Origin of the sequence: Phreatobacter aquaticus (assembly GCF_005160265.1) — a bacterium.
GTDB classification, from domain to species: domain Bacteria; phylum Pseudomonadota; class Alphaproteobacteria; order Rhizobiales; family Phreatobacteraceae; genus Phreatobacter; species Phreatobacter aquaticus.
Genome location: NZ_CP039865.1, coordinates 4,489,278 through 4,507,668 on the forward strand (window position 1 = coordinate 4,489,278; position 18,391 = coordinate 4,507,668).

Below are 18,391 nucleotides of genomic sequence, written 5' to 3' on the forward strand. Positions count from 1 at the left end.
CGGAGAGAGGCCGGGCGCTACAAGCGTCCGGGTGAGGGGGAGAGCTGTCACCGGTGAGGTCCAAGGCCCCTCACCCGCCCTCGGCTAACACCTCGGTCGACCTCTCCCCAACGGGGCGAGGTGAAGATCGCGCCAGCGTCAAGCCCCGCCTTCGACGCTCAGCGCCGCAGGACCGCTCCCCTACCCCTGCACGCCCCGCCGCAACCGCTTCAGTTCGGGAAGGAACTCCCGCCCGAACAAGGCGATCAGCGCGCCGCCATAGGTGACGCCGCCGAGCGCCATGAGGATCACCAGCTTCAGCCGCTCGGCATTGGCACTCTCGCCCGTGATCACCAGGCCAAGGCCGTAGGATGCGGCAAACAACACGACCACCAGGGCTCCGAACGCGATGGCAAGCCGTGGCAGCACCCGGTTGGCGCGCTCGTCCAGCCCCATCAGCCCGCGCCGTTTGGCAAACCAGCCGAGCAGGCCAATATTGATCCAGGCGCCGACGCCGGTTGCCATGGCCAGCCCGACATGGCCGAGCGGCCCGACCAGCGCGAATTTCAGTCCGACATTGACGATGATCGCGGCAAACATCGCGATAACAGGCGTCTTCGTATCGCCGCGCGCATTGAAGGTGACGGTGAAAGAGCGCAGCAGCACCAGCGCCGTCAGGCCGAACGCATAAGCCGCCAGCGCCGCCGCTGCCTGCCGCGCATCATCCGCCGTGAAGGCGCCATGCATGAACAGGGACTTCATCAGCGTGCCCGGCAGGATCATGAAGGCGGCAACCGCCGGCAGCGTGAACACCAGTGTCAGTTCGATCGCCCTGAGCTGGGCGTAGCGCGCGCCCGCCTCGTCGCCGGCCGCGATCCGTCGGCTCATCTCGGAGAGCAGCACGGTGCCGACCGCCACCGCGATGACGCCGATCGGCAGCTGGTTCATCCGATCGGCGAAATAGAGCCAGGTGATCGAGCCGGCCACCAGGTAGCTCGCGATGATCGTGTCGGCGAACACCGCGATCTGGCTGCCGGACGAGCCAGCCGCCGCCGGCACGAAGGTGCGCCAGAACTGCTTCACCTCCGGCGTGATCTTCGGCAGGCGGAACTCCAGCATCACATTGGCGCGCAACGCATCGCCGGCCACGAGCAGGAATTGCAGCAGGCCTGAGATCAGCACGCCCCAGGCGGCCGCGTGGCCGGCGGTCGGGAAAGAACCGGCCGCCAGCAGCGTCAGGATCGTCGCCATGTTGAGCAGGATGGCGGTGGCGGCCGCCGCCGCAAAGCGCCCGACCGCGTTCAGCACGCCACCGATCAGCACCACCAGCGAGACGAAGGCGAGATAGGGAAAGGTGATGCGGGTGAGCTCGACCGCCAGCTGGAAGCGCGGTCCCGATCCGCCAAAGCCCGGCGCCAGCAGGTTGACCACGAAGGGCATGAAGACAAGCGCGAGCCCCAGCAGCACCAGCTGCGCCAGCAGGAGATAGGCGAAGATCCGGTCGGCGAAAACCAGTGCCGCGTCCTGACCCCGCTTGGCCGCCACCTTGGCGAAGGCCGGCACGAAGGCGGCATTGAACGCGCCCTCGGCGAAGATCGCGCGGAAATGGTTGGGAATGCGGAAGGCGACGTTGAAGGCATCGGAAATGATGCCGGCGCCCAGCACATTCGCCAGCATCAGGTCACGGATGAAGCCGACCATCCGGCTGATCAGCGTCAGCGCCGAGACCGAGAAGATGTTCCTGATCACGGCCGGCCGGATCCTCGATGAAGGCGATGGCGCTGCGCGCGACGGCGCGCGGAGACTGCTAGCCCGTGTTTCGGACGAAACCAAGACTTAGACGACAGCAATCGATTCGGCTCGCGGCGAGCCGTCCCTGCCTCAGGACGGGAGCGTGCCGGCGAATTGCGGCCCACCAGGAAACTGGAACACCTTGTCCTCGGCCGGAAACACCCGGAACACCGCGGACGCCAGCATGATCAGCTGATCGCCGGCCATCACCTCGCCGTCGATGAAGGCGAGCGCGCGGGTCAGCTTCTTCACCGTCACGCGCGCCGACACCCAGTCGCCCGCACGGGCGCCGGCGACGAATTGCAGGTTGAGGTTGATGGTGGCGCAGCGCCGCCCGGTGAGCCGCATCACCTCGCAGCCGATCACCGTGTCGACGAAGGTCGAGACAGAGCCGCCATGCAGCACGCCGTTGGGATTGCCATGGCGCAGCTCGCTGCGGAAGCCGTATTCCACGGCATTCTCGCCGTCCTCGCGCCAGAAATAGGGCCCGGCGAGGCCGATGAAGCCCTCGCCATCGCCGAAGCGGTTGAAGCCGGCCTCCGTCGTCATGTCGCCTGCCTGCTCATCCGCTGCCTCAGACCGGCAGCGTCAGGCCGGCAGCCTTGGCGTCGGCGACGAAGCCCTTGACCGTATCGAGCGAGATCTCCTCCGGCGCCTTGCCGAGGCCTTCGAGCTTCTTGAGGATATCGGCCGGCGCCGTGATGATGTGGCAGCCGATCCGGTCGGCTTCGAACACGTTCCACGCCTCGCGGGTGGAGGCCCAGATCACCTCGATCGTGTCGGTGCCGCGGGCAAGGCCGACGGAATAGGTCATCACCGGCATGTAGTCGTGGCCGGCATCACCGAGCCGTCCGGCAAAGACCGAAATGATCGACGGCGCACCGCCCTTCAGGGCATCGACGGAAGTCTTCACCTGCGCCTCGGTATAGAGCGCGGTGAAATTGATCTTCACCCCCTCGCGGGAGAGCTTGTGGATCATGTCGTAGAGCGGCTCGCCCTTCGAATTGGTCACCGGCAGCTTCACATAGACATTCTTGCCCCAGTTGGCGATCAGGCGGGCCTGGCGCTCCATCTCGGCGAGATCATCCGAGATCACCTCGAACGAGATGTGATGGTTGGGCACGGCCTCCACGAGGTCGCGGGCATAGGCCGCGTAATCGGTGACGCCGGCCTTCTTCAGCAGCGACGGATTGGTGGTGAAGCCCTGGATCCACGGCTTTGCCACCATTTCCAGGATGGAAGCCTTCTCGGCGCCGTCGGTGTAGAGCTTGATCTTGAGGTCGGCGAGTGCCGGCATGCGTCGTCTCCCGAATATCGTTCCCGTCGTGTTTAAGACCGACAGCACCAGGTGTCCAACCAGCGATTCGCCTTGCCCGCTCTCCCGTACGGCAACATGATCACTGGCAGCACAGCCTCCCCATGCTGGAGACGCCATGCCTGAGCCCCCCGATGCCCCGCTCGTCGCGCGGTTCGACCGCAAGCGCTACGAGCAAGGGGCCTATGTCTTCGTCGCGATCCTCGTCCTGGCGTTGATCTACACCGCGTGGGCCGCCGAACCGCGGGACCTGATCATCGCCATGGTCGCCTTTGCCGTCATCGTGGCTGTCCTCTATGCCGAGCAGCGACGAATCCAGAACGCCCCCGGCCCCCAGCTCATCATCGACGCAGACGGCATGGTCATGCCCGACCATTTCGTCCACAGGCTGCCATGGGCGGCCATCACCAGCGCCAGGGTGACCACGACCTATAAAGGCGTGCAAATGCTGGTCGTGACCATCCCGAGTGCATCGCCATACGGCCCCCGCGGCAACGCCTGGGAGTGCGGGATACAGACGATCGGCGGCACCACCGAAGTCACGCTCGGCATCAACCATTTCGATGTCGACAGCACGCAGATCGAGGCCGCCATCGCCCGCTTCGCGTCCAGCAAGGGGAACCCGCCCGCCTGAGGACTGTCTGCCCATTCGCGACCATGGCCCCGCCCAAAAATCGTTTCGCCCAAGCTGCGCAGGGGCTTGATGATCCCTATCTAAGGTCGACCTGGGCCAACGTTGGCCGCAGACATTGGGATCGGGACTATCCATGGGTGTGCTTCGTTTCATCGGCAATGTGCTGTGGTTCGTGCTCGGCGGCGTCATCGCCGGCCTCGCCTGGTATCTCGCCGGCATCGTCGCGGCGATCACCATCATCGGCCTGCCCTGGGCGCGGGCCTGCTTTCGCATCGGCACCTACACGTTCTTCCCCTTCGGCCGCGACATGATCTCGAAGAGCGAACTGACCGGCCAGCCGGCCGGGGCTGCGGGCGTGTTCCGCTTCATCGGCAATGTGATCTGGTTCGTCGTGTTCGGCTGGATCCTGCTGGTCATCCACGTCACGTCGGCGCTTGCCTGCTTCATCTCGATCATCGGCATCCCCTTCGGCTGGGCACATCTGAAGCTTGCGGCCGCCTCGGTCTTTCCGCTGGGACAGCGCATCGTCTCGGTGGACGTCGCTAGGCTCGCCCGTGACCAGAATGCCTATGCCGCGCTCGCCGGCATCCGCCAGCGCTGACATGCCCGGTCACGTCATGTGATCTCGGCCGATTTGGCTGATGGCGCGCGAAACGCTATAGGTCGCGCCCCGCTGGCGGCGATTCAATCGCCGCGCATCCAAGGACGGACGACCATGATCAGCATGACGGATGGAGCCAAGCCCCTCAGGGTCGGCGTGGTCGGCCTTGGCGTCATGGGCAAGAACCACGCCCGCGTGCTGGATGAGCTGCCGGGCGTGACGCTGGTCGGCGTCGCCGATCCCGATGGCGTCCAGGTCGAGTTCGTGACCTCGCGGCTTGGCTGCGCCGGCTTTTCCACGCTCGACGCGCTGATGGATGCCGGCATCGACGCCCTGACCATCGCCGCCCCCACCCAGCTCCATACCCAGATCGCGCTCCAGGCCATCGCCCGCGGCATCCATGTGCTGATCGAAAAGCCGATCGCCCAGACGGTCGAGGACGGCCAGCGCATCCTCGACGCCGCGTCGCGCGCCGGCCTCACCCTGATGGTCGGCCATGTCGAGCGGTTCAATCCGGCGGTCCAGTCGATCAAGCAGGCGCTGGCCGGCGAGGACATCCTGTCGATCCAGATCACCCGCGTCGGCCCCTTCCCGCCGCGCATGTCGGATATCGGCGTGGTCATCGACCTCGCGGTCCACGACATCGACCTCATCCGCTGGTTCACCGGCTCGGAAATCCAGGACATCCAGCCGCAGACCAATTCGATCCATGCGGCGCGCGAGGACATCGCCCTCCTGCAGTTCCGCACGGTGTCGGGCGTGCTCGCCCATATCAACACCAACTGGCTGACGCCGTTCAAGGCGCGCACGGTGCATGTGGCGACCCGCAACAAATACATCACCGGCGATCTCATCACCCGCCAGGTGACCGAGTGCTTCGACTACAAGCCCGACGGCTCCTATTCGATGCGCCACCTGTCGGTTGCCTATGCCGAGCCGCTCCGCGCCGAACTCGTCGCCTTCATCGATGCGGTGCGCACGGGCAAGGCCCCCGCCGTCCTCGGCACGGACGGCCTCGCCAGCCTCGACATCGCCATGCGCTGCCTTGGCGATCGCGGGCAGAGCGCGCCGAAGCTGGCAGCGGCTGGGGAATGATCCGGCCCCCTGTGGCGCCTACTCAACCCTGATCCCGGCGGCCTTGATCACAGCGCCCCATTTCTCGATTTCCGCCCGCACGAAAGCGCCAAACTCCTCAGGCGTATTCTCGCGCACCGTCACCGCAAGCCCCTGCAGCCGCTCACGAATGGCCGGCTGGCGGATCACCGCATTGAGGCCGGCATTCAGCCGCGCGACGATCGCATCGCTCGTTCCCGCCGGAACGAAGACGCCATTCCATTCCAGGGCCTCATAGCCGGGCAGCGTATCGGCGACCGCCGGCAGGCCAGGCAGCAGGTCGAGCGGCGTCTTGCTCGTATGGGCGATGGCGCGCAGCGATCCGCCGCGCACATGGCCGATCGACGAGGAGGCATTGGAGAAGAAATAGCGGATCTGTCCCGCCACCAGATCGTTCAGTGCCGGCCCGCCGCCCCGATAGGGCACATGGCTGACATCGATCCCGGCCATGGTGCGGAACAGTTCGAGGGCCAGATGCTGGGCCGATCCATTGCCGGACGAGGCCCAGTCGATGCGGCCGGGAGCAGCCTTCGCCGCCGCAATGATCTCGGCGACGGTGCGCTCCTTCACCCCCGGATTGACCAGAAGCAGGTTCGGCACGACGGCCGACAGGAAGACCGGCCGGAACGCTGCGAGCGTGTCATAGGGCAGGCGCGCGAACAGCGTCGGATTGGCCGAATGCGCGGTCGCGTCATAGAGCACCGTATAGCCATCGGGCGTCGCGGTGGCGACGACATTGGCGCCGAGCGTGCCCCCTGCCCCGCCCCTGTTCTCGATGAAGAAGGACTGGCCCAGTTCCTCGGAGAGCCGCTGGAACAGGATGCGGCTCACCGTGTCGGCGCCGCCGCCCGCCGAATAGGGCACGACGACGCGTACTGGCCGGGCGGGCCAGGCCTGGGCGAGCGCCGGGGCAGCCAGCCCGGTGGCACCTGCGGCGATGACGAGGCGGCGAGAAAGCATGGCAGTCATCGGACGGCTCCGTTTTGGCGGTTAGCGGATGTCGATCGAATAGGAAAAGCGGTCGGCCGGACCGTAGGAGCGGCGGAACTCGAGCGGATTGCCGTCGAAACCGAACGCCACGCGCTCGATGACGACAGCGGCCCTGTCGAGGGGGAGCTCGAGCGCCTCCGCCATGGGCGCGGACAGCGGCTGAAACCGGATCGTCTCGCGCGCCGTCGCAACGACGCGTCCGCAGATGCGCTCGTAGAGCGGATAGAGAAGATCACCGAAATCGGTGAGGGCGAGATCGGCGAGCGGCCCGAAGGCCTTGTGGTCGAGCCTGATCTCTTCGGCCAGGATCGCCACGCCATCGGCCAGGCGCAGGCGCCGCAATCCGATCACGGGATCGCCGGCCATCAGGCCAAGCCGCTCGGCGGTCTCGCCATCGGCCGGCAGGATGTCGCGGGCGAGAATGCGGGCCTGTGGCCGGATCGACTGCCCGGCCGCATCCGTCATGCGGAAGAAGCGGGCCAGCGCACTCCCGAAATCCGCCCGGCGAACAAAGGTGCCCCGGCCCTGGCGCCGCTCAAGCAGGCCCTCGCCCACCAGGCCCTCGATCGCCTTGCGCACCGTGCCGACGGCCACGCCGTGGCGCACGGCAAGCTCGTCCTCTGCGGGGATCGCATCGCCCGGCTTCCACAATCCTTCGGCGATCGTCGCGACGAAGCCTTCCCGCAATTGCTGATACAGCGGCAGGCGGCTGTCGACAGAAGGGGCTTGCGCAAGGACCATAGAAACCTCTAGTCCTATAGAGGACTATTGGACTTCAATGACGAGCGCAAGTGCCTCCATGCCCCGGGTCGATACCCATGCCCATATTTTCCACCGCGGCCTGACGGCCATCGCGACGGCGCGCTATGTGCCCGCCTATGACGTCGCTCTGGCCGATTATCTCGCCTTCCTCGACGCACACGGGATCGCGCGCGGCGTCCTGGTGCAGCCCTCGTTCCTCGGTTCCGACAACAGCCATCTCGTCGAGGCCCTGCAGCAGGCCAGCGGCCGGCTGGCCGGCGTTGCTGTCGTCGAGGAGGCGCTGCCGGAGAGCCAGATGGCGCGTCTGGCTGAAGCCGGCATCCGTGGCCTGCGGTTCAACCTTGTTGGCCGCGCACCGACGCTGATTGCCGATCCGGCCCACCGCCCGACCCTGCGCGCCGCCGAGCAACTCGGCCTGCATGTCGAATTGCATGCCGATGCGCCGGACCTCCTGCGCGCCCTGGCTGTGCTCGATGGATTTGACGGGCCTATCGTGGTCGACCATTTCGGCCGCCCGTCAGCCACCGCAGGCGAACTTGAGGGCCTGCTGGCGCTTGCCAAAGATCCCCGCATCCACGTCAAGCTGTCGGCGCCCTACCGGGTCCAGCGTCCGGATGCGACCAGCCTCGCGCCGCTTTTCGTCGCCGCCTTTGGTACAGAGCGGCTGCTCTGGGGCAGCGACTGGCCCTGGACCCAGTTCGAGGATCGGGTCACTGCGAATGCCGTCCTGCCCGCCGCGCTTGGTTTGACACCGGCCATGGTCGAAGGCCTCGATGCCACGGCGATGCGGCTGTTCTTTCCAGGGGCGGCGCAGCCCAACGCGGCCTGAGGCCGCGATACGCCGTCCCCGCAACAGGCCCCGCAGATCTCCCCCGCCTTCCCGCCCTTGCATCCCGCCCCTGCCCGCAGACACACTCCCCGCCTGCCGGACAGCAACAACGGCCAAGGGGATGACGCCATGGACTATCGCACGCTCGGAGGCTCCGGCCTGAAAATCCCGGCCCTCATGCTCGGCACCGCGACCTTTGGCGGCGGCAGCGAGTTCCTGCGCAAATGGGGCGCGACCGATGTGGCCGAAGCGACTTCGCTGGTCGACATCTGCCTCGACTTCGGCTCCAACATGTTCGACACGGCCGATGGCTATTCGACGGGCCAGTCGGAGGAAATCCTCGGCCAGGCGATCAAGGGCCGCCGCGACAAGGTGCTGATCGCGACCAAGACCGGCATGCCCATGGGCCTCGGCGAGAACGAGATCGGCACGTCCCGCCACAAGATCATCGCGTCCTGCGAGGCAAGCCTCAAGCGGCTCGGCACGGACGTGATCGACCTCTACCAGCTGCACGCCTTCGATGCGCTCACCCCCATCGAGGAGATGCTGCACGCCCTCGACACGCTGACCCGCGCCGGCAAGATCCGCTATTACGGCGTGTCCAATTATTCTGGCTGGCACCTGATGAAGATGTTGGCGCTGGCCGACAGGCACGGCATGCCGCGTCCCGTCACGCACCAGATCTATTACACGCTGGTGGCGCGCGATTTCGAATGGGAGCTGATGCCGCTGGCGCTCGACCAGAATGTCGGAACCCTGGTCTGGAGCCCGCTCTCCGGCGCCAAGCTCTCCGGCAAGATCGGCCGCAACAGGCGCCCGCCGGAGGGCAGTAGGCTTGCAACCGACGCCAGTTGGCCGGTGGCAGACGATCTGCTCTATTCCGTGACGGACGTGCTGGAAGATGTCTCGGGCGAAACCGGCCGCTCGATCCCACAGGTGGCGCTGGCCTGGCTGTTGGGGCGGCCCTCGATCTCCAGCATCATTGTCGGCGCCCGCAATGCCGCACAGCTGAAGGACAATCTCGCCGCCTGCGAGCTGAAGCTGACGGCGGATCAGGTGGCGAGGCTCGATGCCGCCAGCGCCATTCCGCCGGTCTATCCCTACTGGCACCAGCGCCGCACCATGATGAAGCGCAACCCGCCGCCGGTGGGGTGAGACGGGCGGCGAATTTCAACCGCGTACGGCCCCTCACCCTTCCCTCTCCCCGCAGGCGGGGAGAGGGTATGCGGCGCCATGCGGCCTTCGACGATAACCTTCGCACCCCTCCTCCCCGCCTCGGCTCCCAATCCGGGACCGGACAGCGCGCAGACGCCAACGGGCACAGACCATCCCCTCTCCCCGCCTGCGGGGAGAGGGTTAGGGTGAGGGGTCAAGCGGCAAACCTGCCCCATCGCGAGAAGCACCACGACTTTGCCGCGGCACATCGATCCCTTGGCACTTTCTTGACCTTCACCCGCTAGAACCCTCTTAATTGCCGCTGCGTCAGCGGCCGAGCGAGGGTGTGATCCATGACCGTTCTTGTCACCGGCGGCGCCGGCTATATTGGCAGCCATATGGTGCTGGAGCTGGCCGATGCCGGCGAAAAGATCGTCGTGCTCGACAATCTGTCGACCGGCTTCGTCTGGGCCGTCGACCCCAGAGCCACCCTCGTGGTCGGCGACATGGGCAATCAGGCTCTCGTCGAGACCGTCATCCGCCAGCACGGCGTCGATGCCATCATCCACTTCGCCGCCAAGATCGTCGTGCCGGACTCGGTCGCCGATCCGCTCGGCTATTATCTCGCCAACACGGTCAAGACCCGCGCCGTCATGGCCGCCGCCGTGGCCACCGGCGTGAAGCACTTCATCTTCTCATCCACCGCCGCGGTCTATGGCACGCCCAAGGTCATGCCGGTGGCCGAAGACGCGCCGACCCAGCCGGAAAGCCCCTATGGCACGTCGAAGCTGATCACCGAATGGATGCTGCGCGACGCCTCCGCGGCCCATGATCTCCGCCATGTCGTGCTGCGCTATTTCAACGTCGCCGGCGCCGACCCGCAGGGCCGCACGGGACAGTCGACGCCGAACGCCACCCACCTCATCAAGGTGGCGGTGCAGACGGCGCTCGGCCTGCGCGCCAAGATGGATGTGTTCGGCACCGATTATCCGACGCCCGACGGCACCTGTGTGCGCGACTATATCCACGTCACCGACCTCGTCGGCGCCCATCTGGCGGCGCTGAAGCACCTGCGCGCCGGTGGCGCCAGCATGGTGGCCAATTGCGGCTATGGCCACGGCTATTCGGTCAAGGAGGTGATCGACACAGTGCGCGAGGTCACCCGCGTGCCGTTCAAGGTCGATTATGCGCCGCGCCGCCCGGGCGATGCGGCAGCCGTGGTCGCCGATCCGACCCGCGCCAAGACCATTCTCGGCTGGAAGCCGGCGCATGAGGACCTGAACGAGATCGTCCAGGCCGCCTATGCCTGGGAGCGACGCCTCGCCAACGGGCCAGGGTGATCAGGGCGCGCGGGGCGCCGGCCGCCCGACATAGCGCATGAGATAGAGCCCGTAGACCGCATTGGGCAGGACAAGCGCGATCGGCAGGACAAGCGTTGCCCAGCCGCCCGCAGCCGCCGCCTCGACCGTCCCCGCCTTCTGGCCCGCCGACATGGAAAAGGTCAGGAAGTCCCAGAGGGCGTGATAGGCCATCGCGACCACGAGCGAGCCGGTGCGGAGCAGGATCGCCATCATCGCAAGACCGGTCAGCGTCGCGGCCAACGCCTGGACGGCGGCCTCGCCGAATTTGCCCGTGATGAAGCCATTGAGCACGTGGACGCTGCCAAACATGAGCGATGTCGCCACGATCGCCGGCCAGACCGGCAAGCGTGTCAGGAAGGCCCGGTAGAGCACGCCGCGGAACATCAGCTCCTCGGAAATGCCGACGAACAGGGTGTTGATGGCGACGAACAGCAACACCGACATCGACGGCCAGCCCAGAGCGGTCGCCATCCCGGCAAAGCCGACGAGATAGAGCATCGGGAGCCACAGGATCCGCAGCGATCCCGGCGACGGACCACGCACCGCGAGATCGCGCCAGCCGCAGACGAGCGCCACCACGACCAGGAACAGCGCCGCGGCCACCAGATGAAGCGCGACGCTGCTCTTCAGCATGTCCAGAAGCGAGGCAGCCGATCCATGGCTCAGCCGCGCCCCGAACAGGGTGATGGCGGTCCATACCGCGAAAGTGGCGAGCGCGATCGGCAGGCGGCGTGCATCGAGCATGGCGAAAGCCTGCCTCACACCTTCCCTAAAGGCAAGGACATGCCGGTGGCCGGCCGGCGGACCGACAGGGCTGTCCCGAGGGCTCAGGACAGGCAACTAGTCACTCACCAGTTACATACTTCATTGACGCCCTGCCCGGCCCTGATTATCGTTTGTCGCAACGGGCCGCCAAGGCCGATCGCTACGTTTTCAGGAGGAAGACATGTCCAGGACCAGGCTGGCGCTTGCCGCCGTTGCAGCGCTTGTTGCGGGCTCGTTCACCGCAACCGCGCAGACCTTTCCCTCGCGCCCGATCACCATGGTGGTGCCCTTCGCGCCGGGCGGGCCGACCGATATCGTCGCCCGCATCGCCGCCGAGCGCATGTCGCAGACCCTCGGCCAGCAGGTGGTGGTGGAGAATGTCGCCGGTGCTGCCGGCACGACGGGTGCTGCCCGCGTCGCCCGCGCAGCCCCCGACGGCTACACGATCCTGATGGGCCCGATGAGCACGATGAGCTTCTCGCCCGCGCTCTATCCCCGCCTCGCCTTCAATCCGCTGACCGATTTCGAGCCGGTCGGCATCGTCGCCTCCGCCCCGATCATGCTGGTGGCGAACAAGAACCTGCCGGGCAAGACGCTCGCCGACTTCGCCGCCCATCTGAAGGCCAACACCGCCTCCATCAACAACGGCAATGCCGGCGTCGGCTCCACCTCGCACCTCTCCTGCGCCCTGCTCAACGCGCGCATGGGCGTGACGCCGACGCTGGTGCCCTATCGCGGCACGGGCCCTGCCCTGCAGGACGTGGTGGCCGGCCAGATCGGCTATCTCTGCGATCAGGTGACCAGCCTGATGGGTCAGGTCCAGGCCGGCGCGGTGCAGCCGCTGGCGGTTTTGGCCCCCACCCGCTCGCCGGTGCTGCCGAATGTGCCGACCGCGACGGAAGCCGGCATGGCGGGCGTCGACATGGTGGTGTGGAACGCCATCTTCGCGCCCAAGGGCACGCCGGCCGAGATCGTCACCGCTCTCAACCAGGCGATCGCCAAGGCGATCGACGACCCGAGCGCCCGCGACCGCTTCCTGCAGCTCGGCGCCGAGGCTCCCGCCGCCGCGCAACGCTCGCCCCAGGCGCTTGGCCAGATCCACGCCGCCGACGTCGCCAAATGGGGCGATGTGATCCGGGCCGCCAATATCAAGGTGGAGTGAGGCCGCACACCGCCTCGTGCCGCCTTGAGCCGGCCCATCGCCCGTGTCAGAACCAAAGCGAGCGTGGGAGCAGAACGGCATGGCGGACGAGGCGGCAGGCGCGCCGGTGATCAAGAAGCCGGTGCGCAAGCGCGACAGCGTGGCCACCCGCGCCCGCATCCTGAACGTCGCCACCCGCGAATTCGCCAACAAGGGCTTCGAGGGCGCCCGCACCGACGACATCGCGGATCGCGCGCGCATCAACAAGCGCATGATCTACCACTACTTCACCTCGAAGGAGCAGCTCTACCTGGCGGTTCTCGAGGAGGCCTATGAGCGCGCCCGCTCGGCCGAACAGAAGCTGGAATTCGACCAGCTGGAGCCGCTGGCCGCTCTCATCCGCTTTGTCGAGTTCACCTTCGACAGTTTCGTGCGCGACCGCACCTTCATCAACCTGCTCGGCACCGAGAACCGTCAGCGCGCGCGGGTCCTGAAGAAGTCGGCCCAGGTCAACACGATGAACTCGCCGATCATCGAAGCCCTCGCCGGCATCCTCAAGCGGGGCGAGAAGGCCGGCGTCATCCGCCCGGGCCTCGACGCCCTGCAGCTGTGGATCACGCTGACCGGCGTCTGCTACTTCTTCTTCTCCAACATCTACACGCTGTCGGTGATCTTCGAGCGCGACTTCGAGCAGGCCGCGGTGATTGCCGAGCGGCGCGCCCATGTGGTCGATTTCGTGATGCATGCCGTGAAGGCGTGAGTGATCGCGCGGAGCGCGTCAGACCGGCAGCACCATGTGGGGAACGCTGGCAATCAGCACCGCCAGTTGGGCAGCATTGTAGCCCATTGCCTCCCAGTGGAGCCGCCGCAGCCGTCCAACTGCCGCTGCGTCGCCGCCATCACGGGCGCTCAGTTCGGCATCCATGCGGCGCAGGAACCAGGCCCGCGCCACAATCGCGCCGCCTGCGATCAGGGCAATACCGGCCACGGTGGCCAACCGACCCTCGGTCGCGAAGGCCAATGTCGAGACGATGGCTGCCACCGTCAGCACCCGGAAATAGCCGCTGAACATGCTGCGCATCAGCACGGTGACCGGCGCGATGTCGAGCTTGACCAGCAGAAAGCCCGGCGCCGCCAGCAGGAAATAGCCCATCGGCAGGAGCAGGATGACGGTCGCGATGAGAGCGATGGGATCGAGCGACATGGGCCGGACCTCGGCATCGGCCAGCGATCTGCCAGCCCGTCGACCAAGTATCGACGAGAGATGCCGCAGGGGCAATCGGGCATTGTTCGTACTCCCGGCAACCGGTTGGCGCGATGCGGCGCGCTGCGCGGGACCCCTGTCGGGTCTGTGACGAGTAGCCCCTCACCCGCCGATCACACCGCGCTTTTGTGCCGCTCGATGCAGGTCTTGAGCACCTCGTCCATCGGGCGCTTCCACCAGTCGAGTTCGGAGAAGATCTCCACTTCCGAGAACCCTTCGAAACCCTGCGCTTCCACCGCCTGCCGGATCTTCGCGATCTCGATCACGCCGTCCCCCATCATGCCGCGATCATTGAGCAGGTCGCGGGTCGGCACCAGCCAATCGCAGACATGGAAGGCGAGCAGGCGCTCGCGCCCGGCCCTGATGATATCGCGGTAGAGGTTTGGGTCCCACCAGACGTGATAGACGTCGCAGGCGACCCCGAGCGCGCCAGTGCGGCCGGGATCCAGCCGGTCGCAGATGTCGAGCGACTGTTCCAGCGTGTTCACGCAGGCCCGGTCGGCGGCATACATCGGGTGCAGCGGCTCGATGGCGAGCGGCATGGCGGCTGTCCTGGCATAGTCCAGCAGCTCCCCGATGCCGTCTTCCACCTGCTGGCGCGCGGCTCCCAGATCATGCGAGATCGCCGAACCGGGGCGCGCATAATGCGGCAGGCCGCCCACTACCAGCACGAGACAAGCGGCACCAAAGGCCACGGCTTCGTCGACCGCGCGGCGGTTATCGTCACGCGCGGCTGCCCGGTGGGCGGCATCGGCCGGGAACATGCCGCCCCGGCAATAGCCCGAGAGCTTCAGCCCGTTGGCCTTGACCGCCTTCACCGCCGCGTCGAGGCCGACAGTCGCCACCTGGTCGCGCCAGGGCGAGATGGCGCGGATCTCGTGGCGCGCGCAGGCCTCGATAATGGCGAGGAGATCGCCCTGCTTCCTCACCGTCGCGGTGTTGAGGGAGAGGAGGCTATGGTCCTTCGAGAAGTCGCGCATGGTCAGGCAATGCCCCGCGCCGCCATCACCGTCGCCATCCGTGCCGCCGCCTGCTCCGGATCGCGCAGGATGCCGGCGGCATCGGCGAGCCGGAACAGCTCAGCCAGATGCAGTGTCGAGCGCGTGCTCTCCTGGCCACCCACCATGGTGAAATGGTCCTGGTGGCCGTTGAGATAGGCCACGAAGACCACGCCTGTCTTGTAGAAGCGCGTCGGCGCCTTGAAGATGTGGCGCGACAGGGGAACGGTGGGCGCGAAAATGTCGTGGAAGGTGGCGGTATCGCCATCGGCCAGCGCCGACAGCGCGCCCGCGGCAGCCGGCGCGATCGCGTCGAAAATGCCGAGCAGTGCGTGGGAATAGCCCTGATCGTCGCCGGCGATCAGCTCGGCATAGTTGAAATCGTCGCCGGTATACATGCGCACGCGGCTGTCGAGCCGGCGCCGCATGGCGATCTCCTTGTCCTTGTCGAGGAGAGAGATCTTCACGCCGTCCACCTTGGCGGCATTGCGGTTGATGACATCGACCGCCGTATCCATGGCGGCGTCGAGATCGGGCGTGCCCCAATAGCCAGCCAGCGCGGGATCGAACATATCGCCCAGCCAGTGGATGATCACTGGCTCGCGCGACTGGGTGAGGATCCGGTCATAGACGCGGGCATAATCCTGCGGACCCTTGGCAAGCTTGGCGAGCGCCCGCGAGGCCATCATGATGATGCGCCCGCCGACAGCCTCGATGGCCGCGAACTGCTGCTCGTAGGCGGTGATGACATCGTCAATGGTCCGGGCTGCGGCGACATCGAGATGATCGGTGCCGGCGCCCGAGAACACCACGGCGCCAGGCGTCGCCTTGGCCGCCTTCACCGAGCGGGTCAGAAGGTCGAGCGCCATCGGCCAGTCGAGACCCATGCCGCGCTGGGCGGTGTCCATGGATTCCGCGACGCCAAGGCCGAGGCCCCAGAGATAGTCGCGATAGGCCATGGTGCGCTCCCAGTCGGGCGCGGCGCCAAGCCAGGGATCGACCTCGGCGAAAGGATCGGCCACCACATGGGCGGCGGCCAGCGCCACGCGGTTCAAGGGGCGCGTGATCCGGTCGGGGAAATTCTTCGGCACCGACAGGCGGAAACGCTCCAGCGTCCGGTCGGCGCGCGGCAGGACGACACTTGCGGCGGTCTGCGGCTTGTCCAGCATGGTCGTTGCTCCCTTCGATCTTCCTGGTCGCTTATCCCGGGCCTTGCCCGGATGTTGAATGGTCCTTCGAGGCTTGAGCCTCGAAGGACCTTCTGCACGTCCAAGGCCGCGGATCGGCGGCCCCATGCTCAATCGTCATCCCCGGCCGAGGCGTAGCCGAGGGGAAGGGGATCCAGGAGCCACAAGGTCAGTCCCTTCCGCTGGCAAGACGGCGGAGAGGTCAGGACAAACGGCCCCTGGGCCCCCTTCCCTCGCCGCTTCGCGGCTCGCCGGGGGTGACGTCTGTTCTTTAAGGGTGGGGACGCGAACAAGCGCCCCGCTCCCATCCTCACACCGTCAGCGCGGGCACGTCGACCCAGCGACGCTCCTTCCAGCTCTGCAGCGCGCATTCCACCAGCTGCACGCCCTTGGCGCCTTCCACCAGCGTGTAGGAATAAGGCGCGTCCTCCACCACGTGGCGGATGAACATCTCCCACTGCGCCTTGAAGCCGTTCTCATAGACCTGATTGTCCGGCATCTTCTGCCAGGTCGAGCGGAAGTCGATGGACTGCTTCTGGTCGGGGTTCCAGACCGGGCGCGGCGTCGCGTTGCGCGGCTGGATCATGCAATCGTGCAGGCCCGCTACCGCCGAGCCCAGCGTGCCGTCGACATTGAAGGTCACGAGGTCGTCGCGATAGACGCGGGTGACCCAGCTCATGTTCATGTGGGCGATAACGCCGCCCTCGAGCTCGAAGGTCGCGTAGGCAGCATCGTCAGTCGTCGCCTTGTAGCGCTTGCCGTTCTCGTCCCAGCGCTCCGGGATATGGGTCGCGCCGAGGCACGACACCGACTTCACCTGGCCGAACAGGTTGTCGAGCACATAGCGCCAGTGGCAGACCATATCGAGGATCATGCCGCCGCCATCCTCGGAGCGGTAGTTCCAGGACGGACGCTGCGCCTCCTGCCAGTCGCCCTCGAACACCCAATAGCCGAACTCGCCGCGCACCGAGAGCATGCGGCCGAAGAAGCCGGAATCGCGCAGCGACTTGAGCTTGAGGAGGCCCGGCAGGAACAGCTTGTCCTGTACCGTGCCGTTCTTCACGCCCTTGTCCTTGGCGAGCTTCACGATCCGCATCGCCTCGGCGAGATTGGTCGAGATCGGCTTCTCGCAATAGATGTGCTTGCCGGCATGGATCGCCTTGTCGAGCAGCGTCGGGCGCATCTGCGTGGTCGCGGCATCGAAGAAGATCTGGTTGGCCGGATCGGCGATCGCGGCATCGAGATCGGTGCCCCAGCGCTCGACGCCATTGGCCTTGGCAAGGGCTGCCACCTTGTCGGCATTGCGGCCGATCAGGATCGGATCGAGCTGCACGCGCGTGCCGTCGGACAGCTTGACGCCGCCCTGTGCGCGGATGGCGGCGACGGAGCGCACGAGGTGCTGGTTGGTGCCCATGCGGCCGGTGACGCCATTCATGATGACGCCGAGGCTGCGGGGAGTGGATGGCTTGGTGCTCATGACGGGCGTCCTTCGTCGGAGGTGGTGAGATCAGGGGAACGATGAGGCAGATGGCTCGCATGCGGCAGCGGCCGACGGGCGCACAGCCGGAGACCGGTCTCCGGCCTTGTCCACGACAGCTCCACCATGAACAGGCCGAAACGGCGGAAATTCGTGATTGTGGGATAGGGCGCGCGGAGACCAGTCTCCGCCTTCGTCCGGAATATCGTACTGACGCGGGGCCCAGGGTGAGGCCGCGTTTCGGATCGGGCCGGTCGGCGGAAACAGTCAGGCAGCGGCAGGATCGCGGCCCGAACGGCGCGCCGATCTCTCCCCGTCAGGCACGGCAGGGGCAGCCTTGCCGTCATCCGCGATCTCCCCGGTCACAAGGCTCTCTTGGATGGAGCCAATTAACTCACCAGTGATTTACTTAAGGAGGTGTGCAAGAGTCAAGACAGCGATCGCCACTCGGCCAGATTCAGCCCTCGAGCTGGAACGGATGGCCGATCTCGGCGAGACGCGGTGCGGCCTGGTCCTTGGCCGAAAGCGTCACCGCCGCCGCTGAAACCGGCCAGGAAACGCCGATATCGGGATCGTCCCAGGCAACAGCCGCGTCATGCTCGGGGCTGTAATAATCCGTCACCTTGTAGACGACCTGGGTGGCATCGGTCAGCGTGCAGAACCCATGCAGGAAGCCGGCCGGCACCCACAGCTGGCTCCAGTTGGCGGCCGACAGTTCCACCGCGACATGGCGGCCATAGGTCGGCGAGCCCCAGCGGATATCGACCGCCACATCCAGGATCGCTCCAGCGATGACGCGGATAAGCTTGCCCTGCGCGCGCGGGTTCTTCTGGTAGTGCAACCCCCTCACCGTGCCGCGCTTCTCGGACAGCGAGTGGTTGTCCTGCACGAAGACCGTGTCAGGCAGCCACTCGGCCCGGAACACCTCCGAGAAGAAGCCGCGCTCGTCGCCGAACTTCCTGGGGCGAATGAGCTTCAGGCCGGCAATGTCGAATCCGTTGATCTCGGCCATCATTGCTCCCAGAACCT

General features: G+C 66.5%; 19 protein-coding genes. 8 read left to right on the forward strand and 11 right to left on the reverse strand.

Annotated features, from left to right (window positions below):
• Positions 1-180 precede the first annotated feature (180 nt).
• From murJ to E8L99_RS21405, 3 genes are all read right to left on the reverse strand, one after another.
• On the reverse strand, positions 181-1,728 hold the full coding sequence (gene murJ, locus E8L99_RS21395; protein WP_137101457.1) for a murein biosynthesis integral membrane protein MurJ: 1,548 nt from the start codon (positions 1,726-1,728) through the stop codon (positions 181-183).
• Between the two features lie 132 nt (positions 1,729-1,860).
• Positions 1,861-2,319, reverse strand: coding sequence for a PaaI family thioesterase (locus E8L99_RS21400; protein WP_137101458.1), 459 nt, complete (start codon positions 2,317-2,319; stop codon positions 1,861-1,863).
• A 25-nt stretch (positions 2,320-2,344) separates the two neighbouring features.
• Positions 2,345-3,067: a transaldolase gene (locus E8L99_RS21405; protein WP_137101459.1), complete on the reverse strand. Its 723-nt coding sequence runs from the start codon at positions 3,065-3,067 to the stop codon at positions 2,345-2,347.
• Positions 3,068-3,203: 136 nt separating this feature from the next.
• Here E8L99_RS21405 and E8L99_RS21410 point away from each other — a divergent pair, with 136 nt between their 5' ends.
• The 3 genes from E8L99_RS21410 (at position 3,204) to E8L99_RS21420 (ending at position 5,415) form a co-directional block, all read left to right on the forward strand.
• Positions 3,204-3,719 (forward strand): hypothetical protein, encoded by a 516-nt coding sequence (locus E8L99_RS21410; protein ID WP_137101460.1) that lies wholly within the window; start codon positions 3,204-3,206, stop codon positions 3,717-3,719.
• 133 nt (positions 3,720-3,852) lie between these two features.
• Positions 3,853-4,320 (forward strand): YccF domain-containing protein, encoded by a 468-nt coding sequence (locus E8L99_RS21415; RefSeq protein WP_137101461.1) that lies wholly within the window; start codon positions 3,853-3,855, stop codon positions 4,318-4,320.
• A gap of 114 nt (positions 4,321-4,434) precedes the next feature.
• Positions 4,435-5,415 carry a Gfo/Idh/MocA family protein gene (locus tag E8L99_RS21420; RefSeq protein ID WP_137101462.1) on the forward strand — a complete coding sequence of 327 codons (981 nt, stop codon included), beginning with the start codon at positions 4,435-4,437 and terminating at the stop codon, positions 5,413-5,415.
• Between the two features lie 18 nt (positions 5,416-5,433).
• Here the strand turns inward: E8L99_RS21420 and E8L99_RS21425 are convergent, their stop codons facing one another.
• On the reverse strand, positions 5,434-6,402 hold the full coding sequence (locus tag E8L99_RS21425) for a Bug family tripartite tricarboxylate transporter substrate binding protein (protein ID WP_137101463.1): 969 nt from the start codon (positions 6,400-6,402) through the stop codon (positions 5,434-5,436).
• A gap of 21 nt (positions 6,403-6,423) precedes the next feature.
• Positions 6,424-7,164, reverse strand: coding sequence for a GntR family transcriptional regulator (locus E8L99_RS21430; protein WP_137101464.1), 741 nt, complete (start codon positions 7,162-7,164; stop codon positions 6,424-6,426).
• Positions 7,165-7,201: 37 nt separating this feature from the next.
• Between E8L99_RS21430 and E8L99_RS21435 the strand changes: the two genes are divergently transcribed.
• The 3 genes from E8L99_RS21435 to galE all read left to right on the forward strand — a co-directional run bounded on the left by E8L99_RS21435 (position 7,202) and on the right by galE (position 10,509).
• Positions 7,202-8,014 (forward strand): amidohydrolase family protein, encoded by an 813-nt coding sequence (locus E8L99_RS21435; protein ID WP_137101465.1) that lies wholly within the window; start codon positions 7,202-7,204, stop codon positions 8,012-8,014.
• A 129-nt stretch (positions 8,015-8,143) separates the two neighbouring features.
• A complete protein-coding gene (locus E8L99_RS21440; protein WP_137101466.1) occupies positions 8,144-9,169 on the forward strand; it encodes an aldo/keto reductase in 1,026 nt (341 codons plus the stop codon).
• Between the two features lie 353 nt (positions 9,170-9,522).
• The gene (gene galE, locus E8L99_RS21445; protein ID WP_137101467.1) at positions 9,523-10,509 is read left to right on the forward strand and encodes a UDP-glucose 4-epimerase GalE; all 987 of its coding nucleotides are present in this window, start codon (positions 9,523-9,525) and stop codon (positions 10,507-10,509) included.
• On the opposite strand, the gene E8L99_RS21450 is transcribed toward galE, so the two are convergent.
• Positions 10,510-11,274 (reverse strand): CPBP family intramembrane glutamic endopeptidase, encoded by a 765-nt coding sequence (locus E8L99_RS21450; protein WP_137101468.1) that lies wholly within the window; start codon positions 11,272-11,274, stop codon positions 10,510-10,512.
• A 202-nt stretch (positions 11,275-11,476) separates the two neighbouring features.
• Between E8L99_RS21450 and E8L99_RS21455 the strand changes: the two genes are divergently transcribed.
• Both E8L99_RS21455 and E8L99_RS21460 read left to right on the forward strand, forming a co-directional pair.
• Positions 11,477-12,457, forward strand: a complete 981-nt coding sequence (locus E8L99_RS21455; protein WP_137101469.1) for a Bug family tripartite tricarboxylate transporter substrate binding protein — start codon at positions 11,477-11,479, stop codon at positions 12,455-12,457.
• A gap of 79 nt (positions 12,458-12,536) precedes the next feature.
• On the forward strand, positions 12,537-13,196 hold the full coding sequence (locus E8L99_RS21460) for a TetR/AcrR family transcriptional regulator (protein ID WP_137101470.1): 660 nt from the start codon (positions 12,537-12,539) through the stop codon (positions 13,194-13,196).
• An 18-nt stretch (positions 13,197-13,214) separates the two neighbouring features.
• On the opposite strand, the gene E8L99_RS21465 is transcribed toward E8L99_RS21460, so the two are convergent.
• The 5 genes from E8L99_RS21465 to rfbC all read right to left on the reverse strand — a co-directional run bounded on the left by E8L99_RS21465 (position 13,215) and on the right by rfbC (position 18,374).
• Positions 13,215-13,640, reverse strand: a complete 426-nt coding sequence (locus E8L99_RS21465; RefSeq protein ID WP_137101471.1) for a hypothetical protein — start codon at positions 13,638-13,640, stop codon at positions 13,215-13,217.
• Positions 13,641-13,813: 173 nt separating this feature from the next.
• On the reverse strand, positions 13,814-14,680 hold the full coding sequence (locus E8L99_RS21470; protein WP_137101472.1) for a sugar phosphate isomerase/epimerase family protein: 867 nt from the start codon (positions 14,678-14,680) through the stop codon (positions 13,814-13,816).
• 2 nt (positions 14,681-14,682) lie between these two features.
• A complete protein-coding gene (locus E8L99_RS21475) occupies positions 14,683-15,867 on the reverse strand; it encodes a dihydrodipicolinate synthase family protein (protein WP_137101473.1) in 1,185 nt (394 codons plus the stop codon).
• Positions 15,868-16,195: 328 nt separating this feature from the next.
• On the reverse strand, positions 16,196-17,362 hold the full coding sequence (locus E8L99_RS21480) for a Gfo/Idh/MocA family protein (RefSeq protein ID WP_137101474.1): 1,167 nt from the start codon (positions 17,360-17,362) through the stop codon (positions 16,196-16,198).
• Between the two features lie 457 nt (positions 17,363-17,819).
• Complete coding sequence (gene rfbC, locus E8L99_RS21485) at positions 17,820-18,374, reverse strand: dTDP-4-dehydrorhamnose 3,5-epimerase (RefSeq protein ID WP_137101475.1); 555 nt, start codon at positions 18,372-18,374, stop codon at positions 17,820-17,822.
• Positions 18,375-18,391 lie beyond the last annotated feature (17 nt).